Annotated in this window: 15 protein-coding genes and 1 pseudogene; 9 read left to right on the top strand and 7 right to left on the bottom strand. The window is 69.1% G+C overall.

The window, feature by feature from the left end:
* The first annotated feature begins 43 nt into the window (after positions 1-43).
* The 5 genes and pseudogenes from JOE57_RS01875 (at position 44) to JOE57_RS01855 (ending at position 5,012) form a co-directional block, all read left to right on the top strand.
* The gene (locus JOE57_RS01875; RefSeq protein ID WP_204916134.1) at positions 44-1,549 is read left to right on the top strand and encodes an ABC transporter substrate-binding protein; all 1,506 of its coding nucleotides are present in this window, start codon (positions 44-46) and stop codon (positions 1,547-1,549) included.
* A 38-nt stretch (positions 1,550-1,587) separates the two neighbouring features.
* A complete protein-coding gene (locus JOE57_RS01870) occupies positions 1,588-2,553 on the top strand; it encodes an ABC transporter permease (protein WP_420827664.1) in 966 nt (321 codons plus the stop codon).
* A pseudogene (locus JOE57_RS01865) lies at positions 2,550-3,367 on the top strand (ABC transporter permease). The gene JOE57_RS01870 and the pseudogene JOE57_RS01865 overlap by 4 nt, the downstream one beginning before the upstream one ends.
* The gene (locus tag JOE57_RS01860; protein WP_204916133.1) at positions 3,364-4,218 is read left to right on the top strand and encodes an ABC transporter ATP-binding protein; all 855 of its coding nucleotides are present in this window, start codon (positions 3,364-3,366) and stop codon (positions 4,216-4,218) included. Before JOE57_RS01865 ends, JOE57_RS01860 begins: the two are co-directional and overlap by 4 nt.
* The gene (locus tag JOE57_RS01855; RefSeq protein WP_425561303.1) at positions 4,215-5,012 is read left to right on the top strand and encodes an ABC transporter ATP-binding protein; all 798 of its coding nucleotides are present in this window, start codon (positions 4,215-4,217) and stop codon (positions 5,010-5,012) included. The genes JOE57_RS01860 and JOE57_RS01855 overlap by 4 nt, the downstream gene beginning before the upstream one ends.
* Positions 5,013-5,023: 11 nt before the next feature.
* Here JOE57_RS01855 and JOE57_RS01850 read toward each other — a convergent pair whose 3' ends face one another.
* Together JOE57_RS01850 and JOE57_RS01845 are read right to left on the bottom strand one after the other, a co-directional pair.
* Positions 5,024-5,782 (bottom strand): MOSC domain-containing protein, encoded by a 759-nt coding sequence (locus tag JOE57_RS01850; protein WP_204916132.1) that lies wholly within the window; start codon positions 5,780-5,782, stop codon positions 5,024-5,026.
* 12 nt (positions 5,783-5,794) lie between these two features.
* Positions 5,795-6,079, bottom strand: coding sequence for a Fe-S cluster assembly protein HesB (locus JOE57_RS01845; RefSeq protein ID WP_204916131.1), 285 nt, complete (start codon positions 6,077-6,079; stop codon positions 5,795-5,797).
* A 163-nt stretch (positions 6,080-6,242) separates the two neighbouring features.
* Between JOE57_RS01845 and JOE57_RS01840 the strand changes: the two genes are divergently transcribed.
* Entirely contained in the window at positions 6,243-6,794 is a 552-nt protein-coding gene (locus JOE57_RS01840; protein ID WP_204916130.1) for an AAA family ATPase, read from the top strand.
* 120 nt (positions 6,795-6,914) lie between these two features.
* Positions 6,915-8,117: a phosphoglycerate dehydrogenase gene (gene serA / locus JOE57_RS01835; RefSeq protein ID WP_204916129.1), complete on the top strand. Its 1,203-nt coding sequence runs from the start codon at positions 6,915-6,917 to the stop codon at positions 8,115-8,117.
* Between the two features lie 13 nt (positions 8,118-8,130).
* Here the strand turns inward: serA and JOE57_RS01830 are convergent, their stop codons facing one another.
* The 5 genes from JOE57_RS01830 to JOE57_RS01810 all read right to left on the bottom strand — a co-directional run bounded on the left by JOE57_RS01830 (position 8,131) and on the right by JOE57_RS01810 (position 13,253).
* Positions 8,131-8,808 (bottom strand): SRPBCC family protein, encoded by a 678-nt coding sequence (locus JOE57_RS01830; protein WP_204916128.1) that lies wholly within the window; start codon positions 8,806-8,808, stop codon positions 8,131-8,133.
* A 13-nt stretch (positions 8,809-8,821) separates the two neighbouring features.
* Complete coding sequence (gene hisN / locus JOE57_RS01825; protein ID WP_204916127.1) at positions 8,822-9,670, bottom strand: histidinol-phosphatase; 849 nt, start codon at positions 9,668-9,670, stop codon at positions 8,822-8,824.
* A 9-nt stretch (positions 9,671-9,679) separates the two neighbouring features.
* The gene (gene rsgA / locus JOE57_RS01820; RefSeq protein WP_338041102.1) at positions 9,680-10,663 is read right to left on the bottom strand and encodes a ribosome small subunit-dependent GTPase A; all 984 of its coding nucleotides are present in this window, start codon (positions 10,661-10,663) and stop codon (positions 9,680-9,682) included.
* Entirely contained in the window at positions 10,660-11,976 is a 1,317-nt protein-coding gene (aroA, locus tag JOE57_RS01815; RefSeq protein ID WP_420827663.1) for a 3-phosphoshikimate 1-carboxyvinyltransferase, read from the bottom strand. The genes rsgA and aroA overlap by 4 nt, the downstream gene beginning before the upstream one ends.
* A gap of 506 nt (positions 11,977-12,482) precedes the next feature.
* Positions 12,483-13,253 (bottom strand): DoxX family protein, encoded by a 771-nt coding sequence (locus tag JOE57_RS01810; protein WP_204916126.1) that lies wholly within the window; start codon positions 13,251-13,253, stop codon positions 12,483-12,485.
* Between the two features lie 90 nt (positions 13,254-13,343).
* Here JOE57_RS01810 and JOE57_RS01805 point away from each other — a divergent pair, with 90 nt between their 5' ends.
* Positions 13,344-14,120, top strand: coding sequence for an SOS response-associated peptidase (locus JOE57_RS01805; RefSeq protein ID WP_204916125.1), 777 nt, complete (start codon positions 13,344-13,346; stop codon positions 14,118-14,120).
* On the top strand, positions 14,120-14,785 hold the full coding sequence (locus JOE57_RS01800) for an alpha/beta hydrolase family protein (RefSeq protein ID WP_204916124.1): 666 nt from the start codon (positions 14,120-14,122) through the stop codon (positions 14,783-14,785). The genes JOE57_RS01805 and JOE57_RS01800 overlap by 1 nt, the downstream gene beginning before the upstream one ends.
* The last annotated feature ends 47 nt before the right edge of the window (positions 14,786-14,832 follow it).

Genomic DNA, 14,832 nt, shown 5'->3' with positions numbered 1-14,832 from the left:
CCCGTGTTCGGAGCCGAACGAACGAACCAATGAGGGAGAACCGGTGAGACTCAAGAGCCTCAGGGCGCTCGTCTGCGCGGTCGTGGCGCTGACAGTGCTGGCGGCGTGCACGTCCCCGCCGTCGTCCGGGTCCGGCCAGGACGGGGCCCGACAGCAGCTGGTTGTGGGCGCCACGCTGGAGCCTCCCACGCTAGATCCGAGCGCGAGTGACGCGGCCTCGATTCCACAGGTGTTCCTCTACAACGTGTACGAGACCCTGCTCAAGGTCGACTCCAACGGGAAGATGGCGCCGCTGCTGGCCGAGCGCTGGCAGATCAGCCCGGATCGGCGCACCTACACCTTCACCCTGCAGCCCTCGGCCGTCTTCCCCGACGGGAGGCCGGTCACGGCGACCGACGCCGTCTGGAGCATGCAGCGCTTCAGGCGGGGCGACAACGTGGCAGCCAAGAGCCAACTGGCGGTGGTGAAGTCGGCCAAGGCCAAGGACGACAAGACGCTGGTGGTCACCCTGGCGAGGCCGAGCAACAGCTGGCTGTTCAACATGGCCTCGACGGCCGGCATGGTGTTCGACTCCAAGGCGACCTCAGACTTCGCGACGGCACCGGCCGGCTCCGGTCCATACGCCCTGGACCGCTGGACCAAGGGCTCGGAGATCGTGCTGAAGCGCAACGACGCCTACTGGGGGGACAAGGCCACCTTCAGCCGGGTCACCTTCCGCTACTTCGCCGACCCGAACGCCGAGAACAGCTCCATGCTCAGCGGGGGGCTCGACATCATCTCCAGCGTGCAGGCACCCCAGGCGATCAACCAGTTCTCGGACACCTCCAGGTACACGGTGATCGAGGGCACCACCAACGGGGAGGTGGTGATGGCATTGAACAACCAGTCCAAGGCGCTGAAGGACCGACGGGTCCGCCAGGCGATCAACTACGCCATCGACCGGAAGGCGCTCGTTGACACGGTGTGGAACGGCAAGGGGACGCTGATCGGGTCGATGGTGCCGCCCACGGACCCCTGGTATGAGGACCTCTCCAACACCTACCCGTACAACCCGGCCAAAGCCCGCCAGCTGCTGAAGGCCGCCGGCTACGCCGGCGGGCTGAAGCTGCGAATGCGGGTACCGGTGGTGCCCTATGCGACCAGCTCGGCCCAGTTTGTGGCCAGCCAGCTCAACGACGTGGGCGTCGACGTCAGCATCGAGGAGCTGGAGTTCCCCCGCTGGCTGGACCAGGTGTTCACCAAGGCCGACTACGACCTCACCATCGTCAACCATGTCGAGCCTCGCGACATCGTCAAGTACGCCGACCCCTCCTACTACTGGCGCTACGACAACCCGAGGGTCACCAAGCTGGTGGCCGAGGCGGACCAGGGCACCCAGGCCGAGCAGATCGCCAAGATGAAGCAGGTGGCCCGGATTCTCGCCGACGACGCCGCCGCCGACTGGCTGTTCCTGTTCCCGAATCTGGTGGTCACCACCACCAAGGTGACCGGGGTGCCGAAGAACGCCACCACCCTCAGCTTCGACCTGGCCGGCATCGCGAAGACCTGATGCCTGGACCGACGGCGCGCTGCCACTAACCTGAGCGCGTGTCGGTGTTCCTTGCGGTGGTCAGGCGATTGGCGATCTTCGCCGTCAGCCTGGCGCTCGCCTCGGTACTGGTTTTCGCCGTCTGCGCCGCCCTCCCGGGTGACATCGCCCAGGTGATCCTCGGTCAGAGCGCCACCCCGGAGGCGCTGGCGGAGCTGCGGCAACGTCTCGGCACCGACCGTCCGCTCGCGGTCCGCTACCTCGACTGGGTGGGGGGCATGCTGACCGGGAACTTCGGCGAGTCCTATCTCACCCGGTTGCCGGTGGCAGCGCAGATCGCCGAGCGGATGGCCGTGACCCTGTGGCTGGTCCTCTTCGGAATGGTGCTGGCGCTGCTGATCGCCATCCCGCTGGGAATGCTGGCTGCGGTCCGCAACCGCCGACTGTCCGGCACCCTGGTCTCAGCACTGTCGCAGGTCGGGCTCGCGGTGCCCGCCTTCTGGGCCGGCATCATGCTGGTCGTCCTGTTCGCCGTCCGGCTCGGCTGGTTGCCCGCCAACGGCTACATCCCGCTACTGCAGGATCCCGGCCAATGGGCGGCCCATCTGGTGCTGCCGGTGGTGTCGCTGGCGATCGTGCAGTCCTCCGTGCTGGTGCGCTACATCCGGTCAGCGATCCTGGACGTGCTGAGCGAGGACTACTTCCGCACCGCCCGCGCGGTCGGCTGGACCCGGATGCGGGCGTTGGTACGGCACGGGCTGCGCAACGCGTCCCTCTCAGTGGTCACCGTGCTCGGTCTGCAGCTGGCCACCCTGTTCGTCGGGGCGATCGTGATCGAGCAGGTGTTCACCCTCCCCGGGCTGGGTCAGCTGCTGCTGGCGGCGGTGGGGCAACGCGACCTGGTGCTGGTGCAGGGCACGGTGATGGTGCTGGTGTTCGTCGTACTGGTGATCAATGCCGCAGTCGACCTGTCGTATCTGGCGCTCGACCCACGCCTGCGCAGCGACGGTGGGCGGCGCCGATGAGACGGGTGAACCTGGTGGCCGGCGCTGTCCTGGTCGGTGCGGTGGTGCTGGTGGCTCTGGTCTCCCTGGTCTGGACGCCCTTCGACCCGATCAGGGTGGACCCGTCGGCCCGGCTGCTACCGCCGGGTGCGTGGCCGCATCTGCTCGGCACCGACGGGTTCGGCATCGACATTCTGAGCAGGATCATGTCGGCGGCCAGGATCTGCCTGCTGGTCGGCGTGATCGCGGTCGGCATCGCGGCCGTCATCGGGGTGCCGCTGGGCATCCTGGCCGGGGTCGCCGGCGGCTGGCTCTCGGAGGTGGTGATGCGTGCCTCCGACGTGCTCTACGCCTTCCCGGCCCTGCTGCTGGCCATCCTGCTGGCGGCAGCCGCCGGCGCGTCGACGTGGACGGCGATGACCGCGATCGGATCGCCACCATCCCGGCGTTCGCGCGGGTGGCCCGGGCCGGGACGCTGCAGGTGATGGCCTCCGACTATGTGCTGGCGGCTCGGGCTGCCGGCACCGGCCGGACCGGGATCGCGGTCCGGCACATCCTGCCCAATATCGCCCCGGTGGTCGGAGTCCAGGCCTCGATCGCGTTCGGGATCGCCATCCTGGCCGAGGCGGCTCTGAGCTACCTCGGCCTCTCCACCCCGCCTCCCACGCCGACCTGGGGCCGGATGCTCAAGGACGCCCAGAACTACCTGTTCTCGAACCCGTTGCTGGCGCTGTGGCCGGGGCTCGCGATCGCCCTGGCCGTACTCGGCTTCAACCTGCTCGGCGACGGCCTGCGGGACCTACTGGACCCCAAGCTGCGGGAAGGGCTCCGATGAGTGGGCCACTGCTCGAGGTGCGCGACCTGGAGGTCGGTTTCGGTCGCGGCGGCCGCCACCGGGTGCTGCACCGGGTGTCGTTCCAGGTCCAGCACCGGCAACGGCTGGGGCTGATCGGGGAGTCGGGCTCGGGCAAGTCGTTGACCGCTCTGGCGGTGATGGGCCTGCTGCCGGACTCGGCGACCGCGTCGGGATCGGTCCGGTTCCGCGGCGAGGAGCTGCTCAACCGCCCGGACCGGGTGCTGGCCCGGCTGCGGGGAGACCGGATGGCGATGGTGTTCCAGGAGCCGATGACCGCGCTGGACCCGACCATGCAGGTGGGCCGCCAGGTCGCGGAGGTCATCCGACTGCATCAGGGGGCGCCGGCCGGGACGGCGCGGCAGCTGGTGGTGGACATGCTGTCCGCCGTCGACCTGCCGCAACCCGATCGGATCGTGAACGCCTTCCCGCACCAGCTTTCGGGCGGCCAGCGGCAGCGGGTGGTGCTGGCGATGGCTCTGGTCAACCACCCGGACCTGTTGATCTGCGACGAGCCGACCACCGCGCTCGACGTGACGGTGCAGGCGAAGGTGCTCCGTGTCCTGGACGCGGCGCTCACCGCGGAGCACGAGGGCTGCCTGTTCATCAGCCACGACCTCGCTGTGGTCAGCCAGGTCTGTTCCGATGTGCTCGTCATGCTGGAAGGACGCATCGTCGACGCCGGTCCGGTGACCGACGTGTTCGGACAACCGCGGCACCCGTACACCGCCGGCCTGGTCGCCACCGCGCGGCTCGACCAGGTCCAGCCCGGACAGCGGCTGCCGACCCTTGCCGACTTCTACCGGCCGGACCAGGCGTCGTGGCCCCGGTGAGTGCGGAGGGATCGCCGCCGTCGCTGTACGAGGTGTCCGAGCTCGTCCGGACCTTCGGCCACGGTCCGCACGCGGTGGCGGCGGTTCGCGGGGTCTCGCTGTCGGTGCAGCAGGGCGAGCGACTCGGCATCGTTGGCGAGTCGGGCTCCGGCAAGTCCACCCTCATCCGGCTGATGGCGGCTTTGGACCGGCCGACCAGCGGGCAGATCAGGTTCCGTGGCCGAGACATCACCAGCCTCCGGGAGTCACAACTCGGTTTCCTGCGGAGTGCGGTGCAGCTGGTGTTCCAGGACCCGCGGTCGTCGCTCGACCCGCGGATGCGGGTGGCCGACATCATCACCGAGCCGCTGCGTTCGCGGCTGCTGCGGCACCGGCCGGATGTGCCCACCGACAGCAGGCAGCGGCTGGCCGAGGTGATGGACGCGGTCGGTCTGCCGCTGAGTCTCGCTCGGCGTTATCCGCACGAGTTCTCGGGTGGTCAACGTCAGCGGATCGCGATCGCCCGAGCGCTGGCGCCGCGGCCGCAGGTGCTGATCGCCGACGAGCCGGTTTCTGCCCTGGACGTGTCCGTGCGGGCTCAGGTGCTGAACCTGCTCAACTCACTGGTGCGTGACTTCCAGCTCACCATGGTCTTCGTCAGCCATGACCTGACCGTGGTGCGCCACGTCTGCGACACGGTCGCCGTGATGAAGTCCGGTCAGCTGGTGGAACTGGGGCCCACCGAACAGATCTACGCCAACCCGCAGCAGCAGTACACCCGCGAGCTGCTGGCCGCGGTGCCGCGCATCCCCTGAGCGTGTCCGCCCTACCCGGCCCGGACCGGGTCGCCCCGCCGGACCGTGCCAGGGCAGGTGACGACGGCATCCACCCCCAGCGGGACGGCTGCGTCGGTGCGCCGGTACCGGGCCAGCGCAGTCAACACCGGTCGGTCGGGGAGCCCGGTCGCCGGGTTGAGGTTGATCACCGCACAGCGGGGGATGGTCGAGGTGACGGCCACCCGGGCGTCACCGAGGGTCAGCTCTGCCCCGACCCAATCGTCCTCGACGTGGGCCGGCAGTCCAGGGGTGTCGACAGTGAAGGTCATCCGTAGCCGGACGGCCAGCTCGGTCACCGGCACGCCGGAAGCCTCGGCCAGGGTGGACAGCGAGCTGGAGCTGACCAGGCTGACCGGAGCACCGTAGACCAGGGCCGAGGGCACAGTCGAGCGGACCAGCTCGACCGGACGCCCGAGGCGACGGCGGTACGGCGCCGCCCACGGCCCGTGAAGGATCTCGACCTCGACGCGCCGCCCCCAGTAGTCGACGTAGCGGAAGTCGCCGGTGCCTTCAGCAGGGCCCTTGAGCAGGCCGTCGCGATGCTGGAGGCTGAGCGTGGTGCCGTCCCATTGGGCGGCGGCGGTAAGGAACCACGGGTTCTCAACGGTGCGGAGCACCCGGTCCTGACCGGGGTCGAGGAGGCAGAAGAGCCGGTCCCCGACGGGGCCGCCCACAGCGAGCTCGACCTGGTCGTGCTCGCTGTGGGCGGCGCCCTTCAGCGCGGTGAAACCGATCCGGTCAACGCGCATCGTGCGGGCAGCTCAGGCCTGCTGGCCGATCTGGAACTGGACCGAGCCGGCTTGGTCGACCTGCGCGTCCAGGATCTTGTCGGACAGGGCGGCCGAGGCGGTCTCTTCGAGGAACACCTTGGCACCCTCGCTCTCGACCACCTGGTCACCCGGCTCGGGTGCTTCGGCGGGGGCAACGGCGAAGTCGCCGGCGGTGCCTTCCTGGGCGCTGATCCGCAGGCCGGCGTCTTCGGTGCCGACGGTCTGGGTCGCGATGGTCTTGACAATCGTGCTGGCGTTCTCGGTGAGGGTGAGCATGAACTCTCTCTTTCCGATAGCGGTTGGGACCCATCCACCGTTCCTCACGATGCCCGACAACACAAATGCCCGCCCAGGTGCTGGGACTCGGTGCGCGAATTCGGTGTGCACGAATTCGGTGTGCGGGGCCGGGTGATGCTGGCAGCGCTGGTACCGTGCCCCGGTGCCCCGCCTCGTCCTGATCAACGGTGCCCCCGCGAGCGGCAAGTCCACGCTGGCCCGGAGGTATGCCGATGCGCACCCGCTGACGCTGGTGCTGGACATCGACGAGATCCGGGGCATGCTCGGCGGCTGGTTCGACCGGGCGGGTGAAGCTGGGCTGCGGGCCCGCGCCCTGGCGGTGGCGATGGCCCGGGTGCAGCTGGCGGCGGGCCAGGACGTGGTGGTCCCGCAGCTGCTGGGACGGTTGCCGTTCGTGCTGGAGCTCGAGCGGGTCGCTGAGGAAACCGGGTCCACCTTCGTCGAGATCGCCCTGCTGAACAGCCCGGAGGAGACGGTCGCGCGGTTCGCCCGGCGTTCGGAGCAGGCCGCATCGCCAACCCACCGCGACGCCACAGCCCTGGTGGAGCGCGCCGGCGGCGAGGAGCTGCTGCGGGACTACTACGCCGCGGTGCTGGACGTGGTCCGGAGCCGGCCGGGGACGATCACCATCACCACCGTCGACGGCCGGGTGGACGAGGCCTACGCCGCCCTGGTGGCGGCGGTCGACGCCTGAACCCGGACGGCCGCGGGTGGGCTGCCCGCTGAGACCGGCGACCGAGGCCTGCCGGCGTTTCCTAGACTGGGGTCGACAACCACCGACCCCAACGCGGGTCACATCACCTGACGAGGATCGATGAAGGCGCTACTGCTTGAGAACATCCACCCCGAGGCACGCAGGCTGTTGACCGAGCGAGGGTTTGAGGTCGACACCGCCAAGGGCGCGCTGGACGAGGCCGAGCTGATCGAGGCCTTGGACGGGGTCGACTTCCTCGGGATCCGGTCCAAGACGCACGTGACCCGGACGGTGCTGGACAAGTCGCCGCTGCTGCTCGGAATCGGGGCCTTCTGCATCGGCACGAACCAGATCGACCTTGCCGCCGCCGCCCGGCAGGGCACTGCTGTCTTCAATGCGCCCTTCTCGAACACCCGCAGCGTCGTCGAGCTCGCCATTGCCGAGATCATCGCGATGGCCCGCCACCTGACGGACAAGAACCAGATGATGCATGCCGGCATCTGGGACAAGTCGGCCAAGGGCGCCCACGAGGTACGTGGTCGCACGCTCGGCATCGTCGGCTACGGCAACATCGGCAGCCAGCTGTCGGTGGTAGCGGAGTCGCTCGGCTTCCGGGTGCTGTTCTACGACATCGCCGACAAGCTCGCCCTCGGCAACGCCCAACGCTGCGAGACGCTGGACGAGCTGCTGGCCGAGGCGGAGACGGTCACCCTGCACGTCGACGGACGCGAGGGCAACGCCGGGTTGTTCGGAGCCGAGCAGTTCGCCAAGATGCGCCCGCGGAGCCTGTTCCTCAATCTCTGCCGAGGCTTCGTCGTTGATCATGAGGCATTGCGGGAACACCTGCTGTCGGGCCACATCGCCGGTGCCGCGTTGGACGTCTTCCATGAGGAGCCGAAGGTGGCAGGGGAGCCCTTCACCTCAAGCCTGCAAGGGATCCCGAATGTCATCCTGACTCCCCACATCGGCGGCTCGACCGAGGAGGCGCAGGAGGACATCGGGCGGTTCGTGGCCGGCAAGCTGCGCGATTTTGCCTTCACCGGGACGACAAACATGTCGGTGAACATGCCACAGGTGCAGGTCCCCGAGAGCAGCAACCACCGCATCCTGCACCTGCACAAGAACGTGCCGGGTGTGCTGGCGATGGTCAACGGCGTGCTGGCTGACTACGGTGCCAACATCGAGCACCAGATGCTGTCGACCCGTGGTGACCTCGGCTACGTGATCACCGACATCGGTTCGACCATCACCCCTGAGCTGATCGACAAGCTGCAGGGTCTGGCCGAGACCGTACGGCTTCGGGTGATCGAGGCGCGGAGCTGAGCTGACGGTCCCCTCAGCGGGACCGACGGAGGATCTTGCGGACGATCACCAGCAGGGCCACCAGGACGACCAGCGCCCCCAGCGTGGGTGCGGCATAGCTTCTCAGCATCGACAGGGCCCGGGCCTGGCGCCTCTTCCCGACCTCGTCCGCGCCAACCACCTCAGGCTTGGGCGAGCCTGCGGTGCGTTCGCCGCCGGCACCCGCCTCACCTGCTGCCACCGCCGACAGGCCCGGCTCCGGCGTCGTAGTGACTCCGAGCTTGGTCGAGACACTGTTGACGAAGCGGTCCATCAGCCGGTTGCTGACCTCCTGTACGACGTCGCTGCCCAGCTGGGCGGGTTTGCCGTTGATCGCCAGGTCGGTGTCCACCGTCACTGTGGTGCCCCGCTGGGCTGGCGTCAGCCGCATCGTCACCGCCATCGAGACCTTGCCGTTGCCGCGCTGGTCACGGCCCTTGGCCTCGACCACCGCGCGGTGCCGCCGGGCGTCCCGCTCGACGATGGCGCCGGTGCCGAGATAGAACAGCGAGATCGGACCGAGCTTGACCTTGACCGAGCCGGTGAACGTGTTGCCGTCAACCGAGCCCAGGGTCGCACCGGGGACACAAGGCGTGACCCACTCCAGGTTGGTCAGTGCCCGCCAGGCCTCGTCGATCCCGACCGGCAGGGTGAAGCGATGACTGAGATCCATGGCTCATTGTCTCCTACTCGGTGTCTGTCTCGGCAGTGTCGTCATCATCTTCGTCGAAGTCCCGGTCGCCGCGGAGCCGGGCCAGCACCTCGTCGTGCAGCCTGCCGTTGGTCGCATAGGCGCCGGCGCCGTTGGGTCCGGGCCTGCCGTCCAGGTCGGTGAATCGTCCGCCCGCCTCGGTCACCACCACTGCACAAGCGGCCATGTCGTGCAGGGCCAGGTCGGGCTCGCAGGCGATGTCGACCGCGCCCTCAGCCACCAGCATGTAGGACCAGAAGTCGCCGAAGGCGCGGGTCCGCCAGCAGTCGCGCATCAGATCGACGAACTGCTGGCCGTGCCCGGACTTGACCCAGCCGTCGATGGAGGAATAGCTGAGTGAGGCGTCGGCGATCTCGGCCACATCGGACACATGGCAGGGCGTGGCCGACATCAGTGACTTCCCGACATAGGCGCCCGAACCGGAGCTGGCCCACCAGCGTCGGCCCAGGGCCGGTGCACTCACCACCCCGACCACCGGTTCGTCGTTGATCATCAACGAAATCAGCGTGGCCCACACCGGCACACCGCGGACGAAGTTCTTGGTCCCGTCGATCGGGTCGATCACCCAACGCCGCGGCCCCCAACCGGTGTCCTCCATCTCCTCGCCGTGCACCGCGTCACGCGGCCGGGCCCGTCCCAACGTCTTGCGCAGCAGCTGCTCGACGGCGGTGTCGGCGTCGGTGACAGGGGTCAGATCAGGCTTCGCTGTGACGTGCAGGTCGAGCGCCTTGAAGCGGCTCATGGTGAGGGAGTCGGCATCATCGGCGAGCAGGTGCGCCAGGCGGAGATCGTCGGTGAGGCCGGTGTGGGCGGATGCGGGCATGGCCCTACGCTACTGGCCGGACGTCAGCATCCGTCTAAACGACTCCAGCCTCCGCCGCGAAAGTTGGCCCCGCTCGACCGCCTCGTCCAACCCACACCCGACCGCCGCGTTGTCGTGCGAGCACCCGCGCGGGCAGTCGCCGGTGAACGCGCTGAGGTCGCTGAAGGCTGCGACGATATTGGCCGGGCTGACGTGGCTGAGCCCGAACGAGCGGACGCCAGGCGTGTCGATCACCCAGCCGCCCGGCTCGGGCAGCAGCAGCGCGATCGCCGAGGTGGAGGTGTGCCGCCCGCGCCCGGTGACCTCGTTGACGATCCCGATGGCGCGGTCCACTCCGGGGATCAGGGCATTGACCAACGTCGACTTCCCGACGCCCGAGTGTCCGACGAAGACGCTGCGATGGCCGGCCAACAGCCCGCGCAGGGTGCTGAGATCCGAGTCGGGGCGGGTGACGACGATCGGTACGTTCAGCGGCTCGTAGGCCTCCACCAGCTCGTCCGGCGAGGCGAGATCGGCCTTGGTCAGGCAGAGCAGCGGCTGCAGCCCCGCGTCGTAGCCGGCGACCAGGATGCGGTCGATCATCCCGGTCCGCGGCGGCGGGTCGGCAAGGGCGGTCACGATCGCCAGCTGGTCCGCATTGGCCACGATCGGTCGCTCGTACGGGTCGTCGTCGTCGGCGGTCCGACGCAGCACGGTCTCGCGCTCCTCGACCTGGACGATCCTGGCCAGGGTGCCCTCCTCGCCGCTGGTATCACCCACCAGCCGTACCCGGTCTCCGACGATCACCCCGCCGCGACCCAGCTGGCGAGCCTTGGCTGCGCTCACCTCGCGGTCGTCGCCGACCAGACAGCGGTACCGGCCACGGTCCACCGTGATCACCATTCCGATCTCCGCGTCGGAGTAGTCGGGCCGGTCCTTGGTACGGGGCCTCGTCCGTCGACGCGGGCGGTCGAAGCCGTCCTGATCGTCGGTGCGCAGTCCCCGGGACGTCACTCCCGCGCCTCCGCGACCCCGCTGCGCCGCTCCGAACCGGCCAGCATCTGCTGCCACAGCGTCACGAACTCGGGCATGGTCTTGTCGACGCAGGACACGTCGTCGAGCACGATGTCGTCGATCACCAGGCCCAGCACCGCACCGGCTTGAGCCAGCCGGTGGTCGGCGTAGGTCCGCCATTCACCGCTGTACATCAGCCGTGGATGGATGGTCAGCCCGTCGTCGGTCTGGACGACGTGGCCGCCCAGACTGTTCAGCTCGAACTCAAGCGCCGCCAACCGGTCGGTCTCGTGACCGCGGATGTGGCCGACACCGCGGATGTGACTGGTGGTGTTGGCGAGCGCGGCGACGGCGGCCACCACCGGAGTGAGCTCGCTGGCCTCGCGCAGGTCGAGATCGACATGGTGCAGCTGGTCGGTGCCGTGCACGGTCAGGCCGGCCTCGGTCAGCCGTACCTCGGCACCGAACTGTTCGAGGATGCCGCGCAGGTGGTCGCCGGGCTGCAGGGTGCGGGTCGGCCAGTGCGGAATGGTGACGGTACCGCCGGTGACGGCCGCGGCGGCCAGGAAGGGCGCGGCGTTGCTCAGGTCGGGCTCAATGCTGACGTCGAGCGGGCGGATCGGACCGGGTGCGACCACCCAGCGGTCAGGCTCCGAGTCGTCGACCTGGACGCCGCGGGCACGCAGCATCGCGACCGTCATCTCGATGTGCGGCAGCGACGGGATCGGCTCGCCGTCGTGTCGGATGTCGATGCCCTCGGCATATTTGGCGCCGGCCAGCAGCAGCCCTGAGACGAACTGGCTGGACGACGAGGCGTCGATGGTCACCACCCCGCCCGCCGGTCGGCCGGTGCCGGTGAGGGTGAAGGGGAGCGAGGTCGCCTGGTCTTCGACAGTCACGCCCAGCTGGTCCAGGGCCGCCAGCATCACGTCCATCGGCCGGGCGTACGCCTGCTCGTCGCCGTCGAAGGACACGGAGCCGTTGACCAGGGCGGCGATCGGTGGGACGAACCGCATCACGGTCCCGGCCAGGCCGCAGTCCACGGTGCCGCCGGCGGAGAGGGTGCTGGGTGGTTGGACCGTCCACTGGTTGCCTGCCTCGGTGATGCCCACCCCCAGCGCCCGCAGGGCGTCGCGCATCAGCCGGGTGTCGCGGGAGTCGAGCCCATCGGTGATCACCGAGGGGCCGGTGGCCAGGGCAGCCAGCACCAGAGCACGGTTGGTCTCGGATTTCGATCCCGGGATCAGTACGGTCGCCTCGACCGGTGCCTGAGCGATCGGTGCGGGCCAGGGCTGCTGCTGTGGTGTTGACACGCTCGCGAGTCTATCGGCGGCGGTGTTCGCCCTTCGACAGGCTCAGGGCGCGAATCCGCTCTGAGCCTTAGCGCTCTGAGGTTGTCGAAGTGCCTTCCGCGCTCGCTCTGAGCTTGATGCTTCTCCTGGGCGTCACCTGGTGGTGGTGTCGTTGGCGCCAGAGGATGGGAACGCTGAGCCGACGAGGTGGTTGCCAAGAAGTCGCGTTCTGCCGAGTGTGTGGACCGGGATCCGCGACCTTGGCCGCGAAAACTCGCGTTCTGTCGAGTTTTCGAGCGGGTTTGACGCTCCTAGGGCGCGAGAAGTCGTGTTCTGTCGAGTTTTCGAGGGGGATTGACGCTCCTAGGCGCGAGAAGTCGTGTTCTGTCGAGTTTTCGAGGGGGATTGACGCTCCCAGGCGGGAGAAGTCGCGTTCTGCCGAGTTTTCGACGGGTTCAGGGCGCGGGGTCACGCAGGAACGCCATGATGACTGTCGAAGAACGCCATGATGACTGTCGAAGAGCGGGTCAGTTGAGCCCGAGCTCGATGTTCTTGCCGATCAGCTTCGCCTCCTGCTTGGCCGCCCGGGTGGCGTGCCGGGCCTCGCGCTTCGCGGTCTTCGCCTGACGTACGGCCTGGTCCTTGGCGTCCGACAGCTCGCGCTCCACCGCGGAGGCGGCCCGCTTGGCCTCCCGCTCGGCGGTCTTCTTGGCCCGGCGGCTCTCCCTGACGACTGCCTCGACCACCCGCGCGCCCTCGGCGATGGCCAGGTCCGCGGTCCGGCGGCCCTTCTTGGTCACCCGCTTGCGAGCCCTCTTCGTGTCATGGGTGAGAGCGTCCGCGCCGGCGTGGGCCCGCCAGACCAGGCTCGGCTTGCCCTCGGTGTCGGCCGAGGCGATCAGCACGCCGCCCATCAGCGCCACATTCTTCATGAAGTGGTTCTTGTCCGCGGCCTTCTCCTCCGGATCGGTCCGCTTCCAGAACGGGTGCCGAGCCAGGGTGGCCGGCACCAGCGAAGCTGCCAGCATGGCTGAACCGAGCCGACGGCCCTTGCCGCTGGCCAGGGCGAGGCCGCCGAACAGCTGCAGCGCACCATTGATCCGGACCAGGGTCGCGGTGTCATCGGGAATCTTGTCGACGATCTCGTCCGGCACGAACTTCTTCGCCATCGGCACCATCCACTGCGCGACGGGCTCCGCCGCCGCCACGAACGGCTGCGGGTCCTTCAGGGCCTTGGCCCCGCCGAGGACGAAGTAACTGGCCAGCATCGGCCGGGCAAGGGCGCGCAACAAGGTCATGGGTCCATTCCTACCGTGTGCGGGCCGAGTCGCCAAGAGGGGGTCCCGGCCCGTCCCGGTTGAAGTGGTGGGTCGACTACCGTTGACGTCATGTGCGGCAGGTATGCGGCGTCAGCGGATCCGGACAAGCTGGTCGAGGAGTTCGACGTCGACGAGGTGACCGGAGAGATCCCCGGCCCCCACTTCAACATCGCGCCGACCGACTCGGTGCCCGCGGTGCTCGAGCGCCGCAGGAGTGACACGGGTGAGGTGACCAGGCGGCTCAGCCCGCTGACCTGGGGGCTGGTGCCCTCGTGGGCCAAGGACCGCTCGATCGGGTCGAAGATGATCAACGCCCGGTTCGAGTCGGTGGCGGAGAAGCCCGCCTTCCGGAAGGCGTTCGCGGCCCGTCGCTGCCTGCTGCCGGCCGACGGCTACTACGAGTGGTACACCCTCGAGAGTCCTGCCGACGGCCCGAAGGGCAAGCCGAGGAAGCAGCCTTTCTTCGTCCACCGCTCGGACGGCGGCCTGCTGGCGATGGCCGGCCTGTACGAGATCTGGCGGGATCCCAGCAAGGACCGCGACGACGACAGTGCCTGGCTGCGCACCTGCACAGTGATCACCACGACGGCCACCGACGCTGTGGGTCACATCCACGACCGGATGCCGATGGTCGTCGCCCCCGAGGCCTACAACCGCTGGCTCGACCCGAACCTGACAGATCCGGATGCGGCTCTGGAGCTGCTGGCGGTCACCGAGGCCGAGTCCCTGGAGGCCTACGCCGTCTCGACCGAGGTCAACAGTGTCCGCAACGACGGGCCGCAGCTGGTCGAGCCGTTGGCCACCGACCAGGACTCAGGGGAACAGTCGGCGGAGACGCTGTTCTGATGGCCGCCCGCAGCACGGTCGAGCGGGTCCCGACACCGGTCGGCGATGGGAGGCTCTTCCTCGACGAGGCGGCCGACAGCGGACCGGTGCTGATGCTCGGTCACGGAGCCGGCGGGGGTGTCGGGGCCTTCGACCTGGCGGAGCTGGCCGCCCGGCTGCCGGAGCGCGGCGTCACCGTTGTCCGGTTCGAGCAACCGTGGCGGACCGCCGGCAGGAAGGTGGCTGTGCCACCGCCCCGGCTCGACCAGGCCTGGACTGCTGCGGCCCGCCAGCTGCTGGACCGGCTGGGTCCCGTCAGTCGACTCTTCTTCGGGGGCCGCAGCGCTGGAGCTCGGGTGGCCTGCCGGACCGCGCCCCAGTTCGATGTCACCGGCGTCGTCTGCCTGTCCTTCCCGCTGCATCCACCGGGCCGGCCGGAGCGCTCGCGGGCCCCGGAGCTGCTCGGTGCCGGCGTGCCGCGACTGGTCATCCAGGGGGAGCGGGACACCTTCGGCGGCCCGGACGAGGTGCGGCTGGCCGCCCAGGGCGAGAACATCCGCATCATTGCGGTGCCTGGAGCCGGCCATGGCCTGGGAGTCGCCAAGAGCGCGCCCTTCTCCGCGTCGCAGGTCAAGCAGCTGATCGTCGACGCCGTCGCCGACTTCTGTCTCGCGCCGGCACCCTGACAGGCCGACCACAGATGGGGCAGTGAGCCGCCGGTGGGAATAACCCC

Origin of the sequence: Microlunatus panaciterrae (assembly GCF_016907535.1) — a bacterium.
Classification (GTDB): Bacteria; Actinomycetota; Actinomycetes; order Propionibacteriales; family Propionibacteriaceae; genus Microlunatus; species Microlunatus panaciterrae.
The sequence above is the reverse complement of the archived record's forward strand: the minus strand, read 5'-3'. Positions and strand labels throughout refer to the sequence as shown.

Bases quoted from the DNA above. Each gene is read 5' to 3' on its own strand.
- JOE57_RS01810 (WP_204916126.1), bottom strand. From the start codon at position 13,253: ATGACCTTGTTGCGCGCCCTTGCCCGGCCGATGCTGGCCAGTTACTTC.
- JOE57_RS01860 (WP_204916133.1), top strand. From the start codon at position 3,364: ATGAGTGGGCCACTGCTCGAGGTGCGCGACCTGGAGGTCGGTTTCGGT.
- JOE57_RS01800 (WP_204916124.1), top strand. From the start codon at position 14,120: ATGGCCGCCCGCAGCACGGTCGAGCGGGTCCCGACACCGGTCGGCGAT.
- JOE57_RS01845 (WP_204916131.1), bottom strand. From the start codon at position 6,079: ATGCTCACCCTCACCGAGAACGCCAGCACGATTGTCAAGACCATCGCG.
- hisN (WP_204916127.1), bottom strand. From the start codon at position 9,670: ATGCCCGCATCCGCCCACACCGGCCTCACCGACGATCTCCGCCTGGCG.
- JOE57_RS01805 (WP_204916125.1), top strand. From the start codon at position 13,344: ATGTGCGGCAGGTATGCGGCGTCAGCGGATCCGGACAAGCTGGTCGAG.
- JOE57_RS01830 (WP_204916128.1), bottom strand. From the start codon at position 8,808: ATGGATCTCAGTCATCGCTTCACCCTGCCGGTCGGGATCGACGAGGCC.
- serA (WP_204916129.1), top strand. From the start codon at position 6,915: ATGAAGGCGCTACTGCTTGAGAACATCCACCCCGAGGCACGCAGGCTG.
- JOE57_RS01850 (WP_204916132.1), bottom strand. From the start codon at position 5,782: ATGCGCGTTGACCGGATCGGTTTCACCGCGCTGAAGGGCGCCGCCCAC.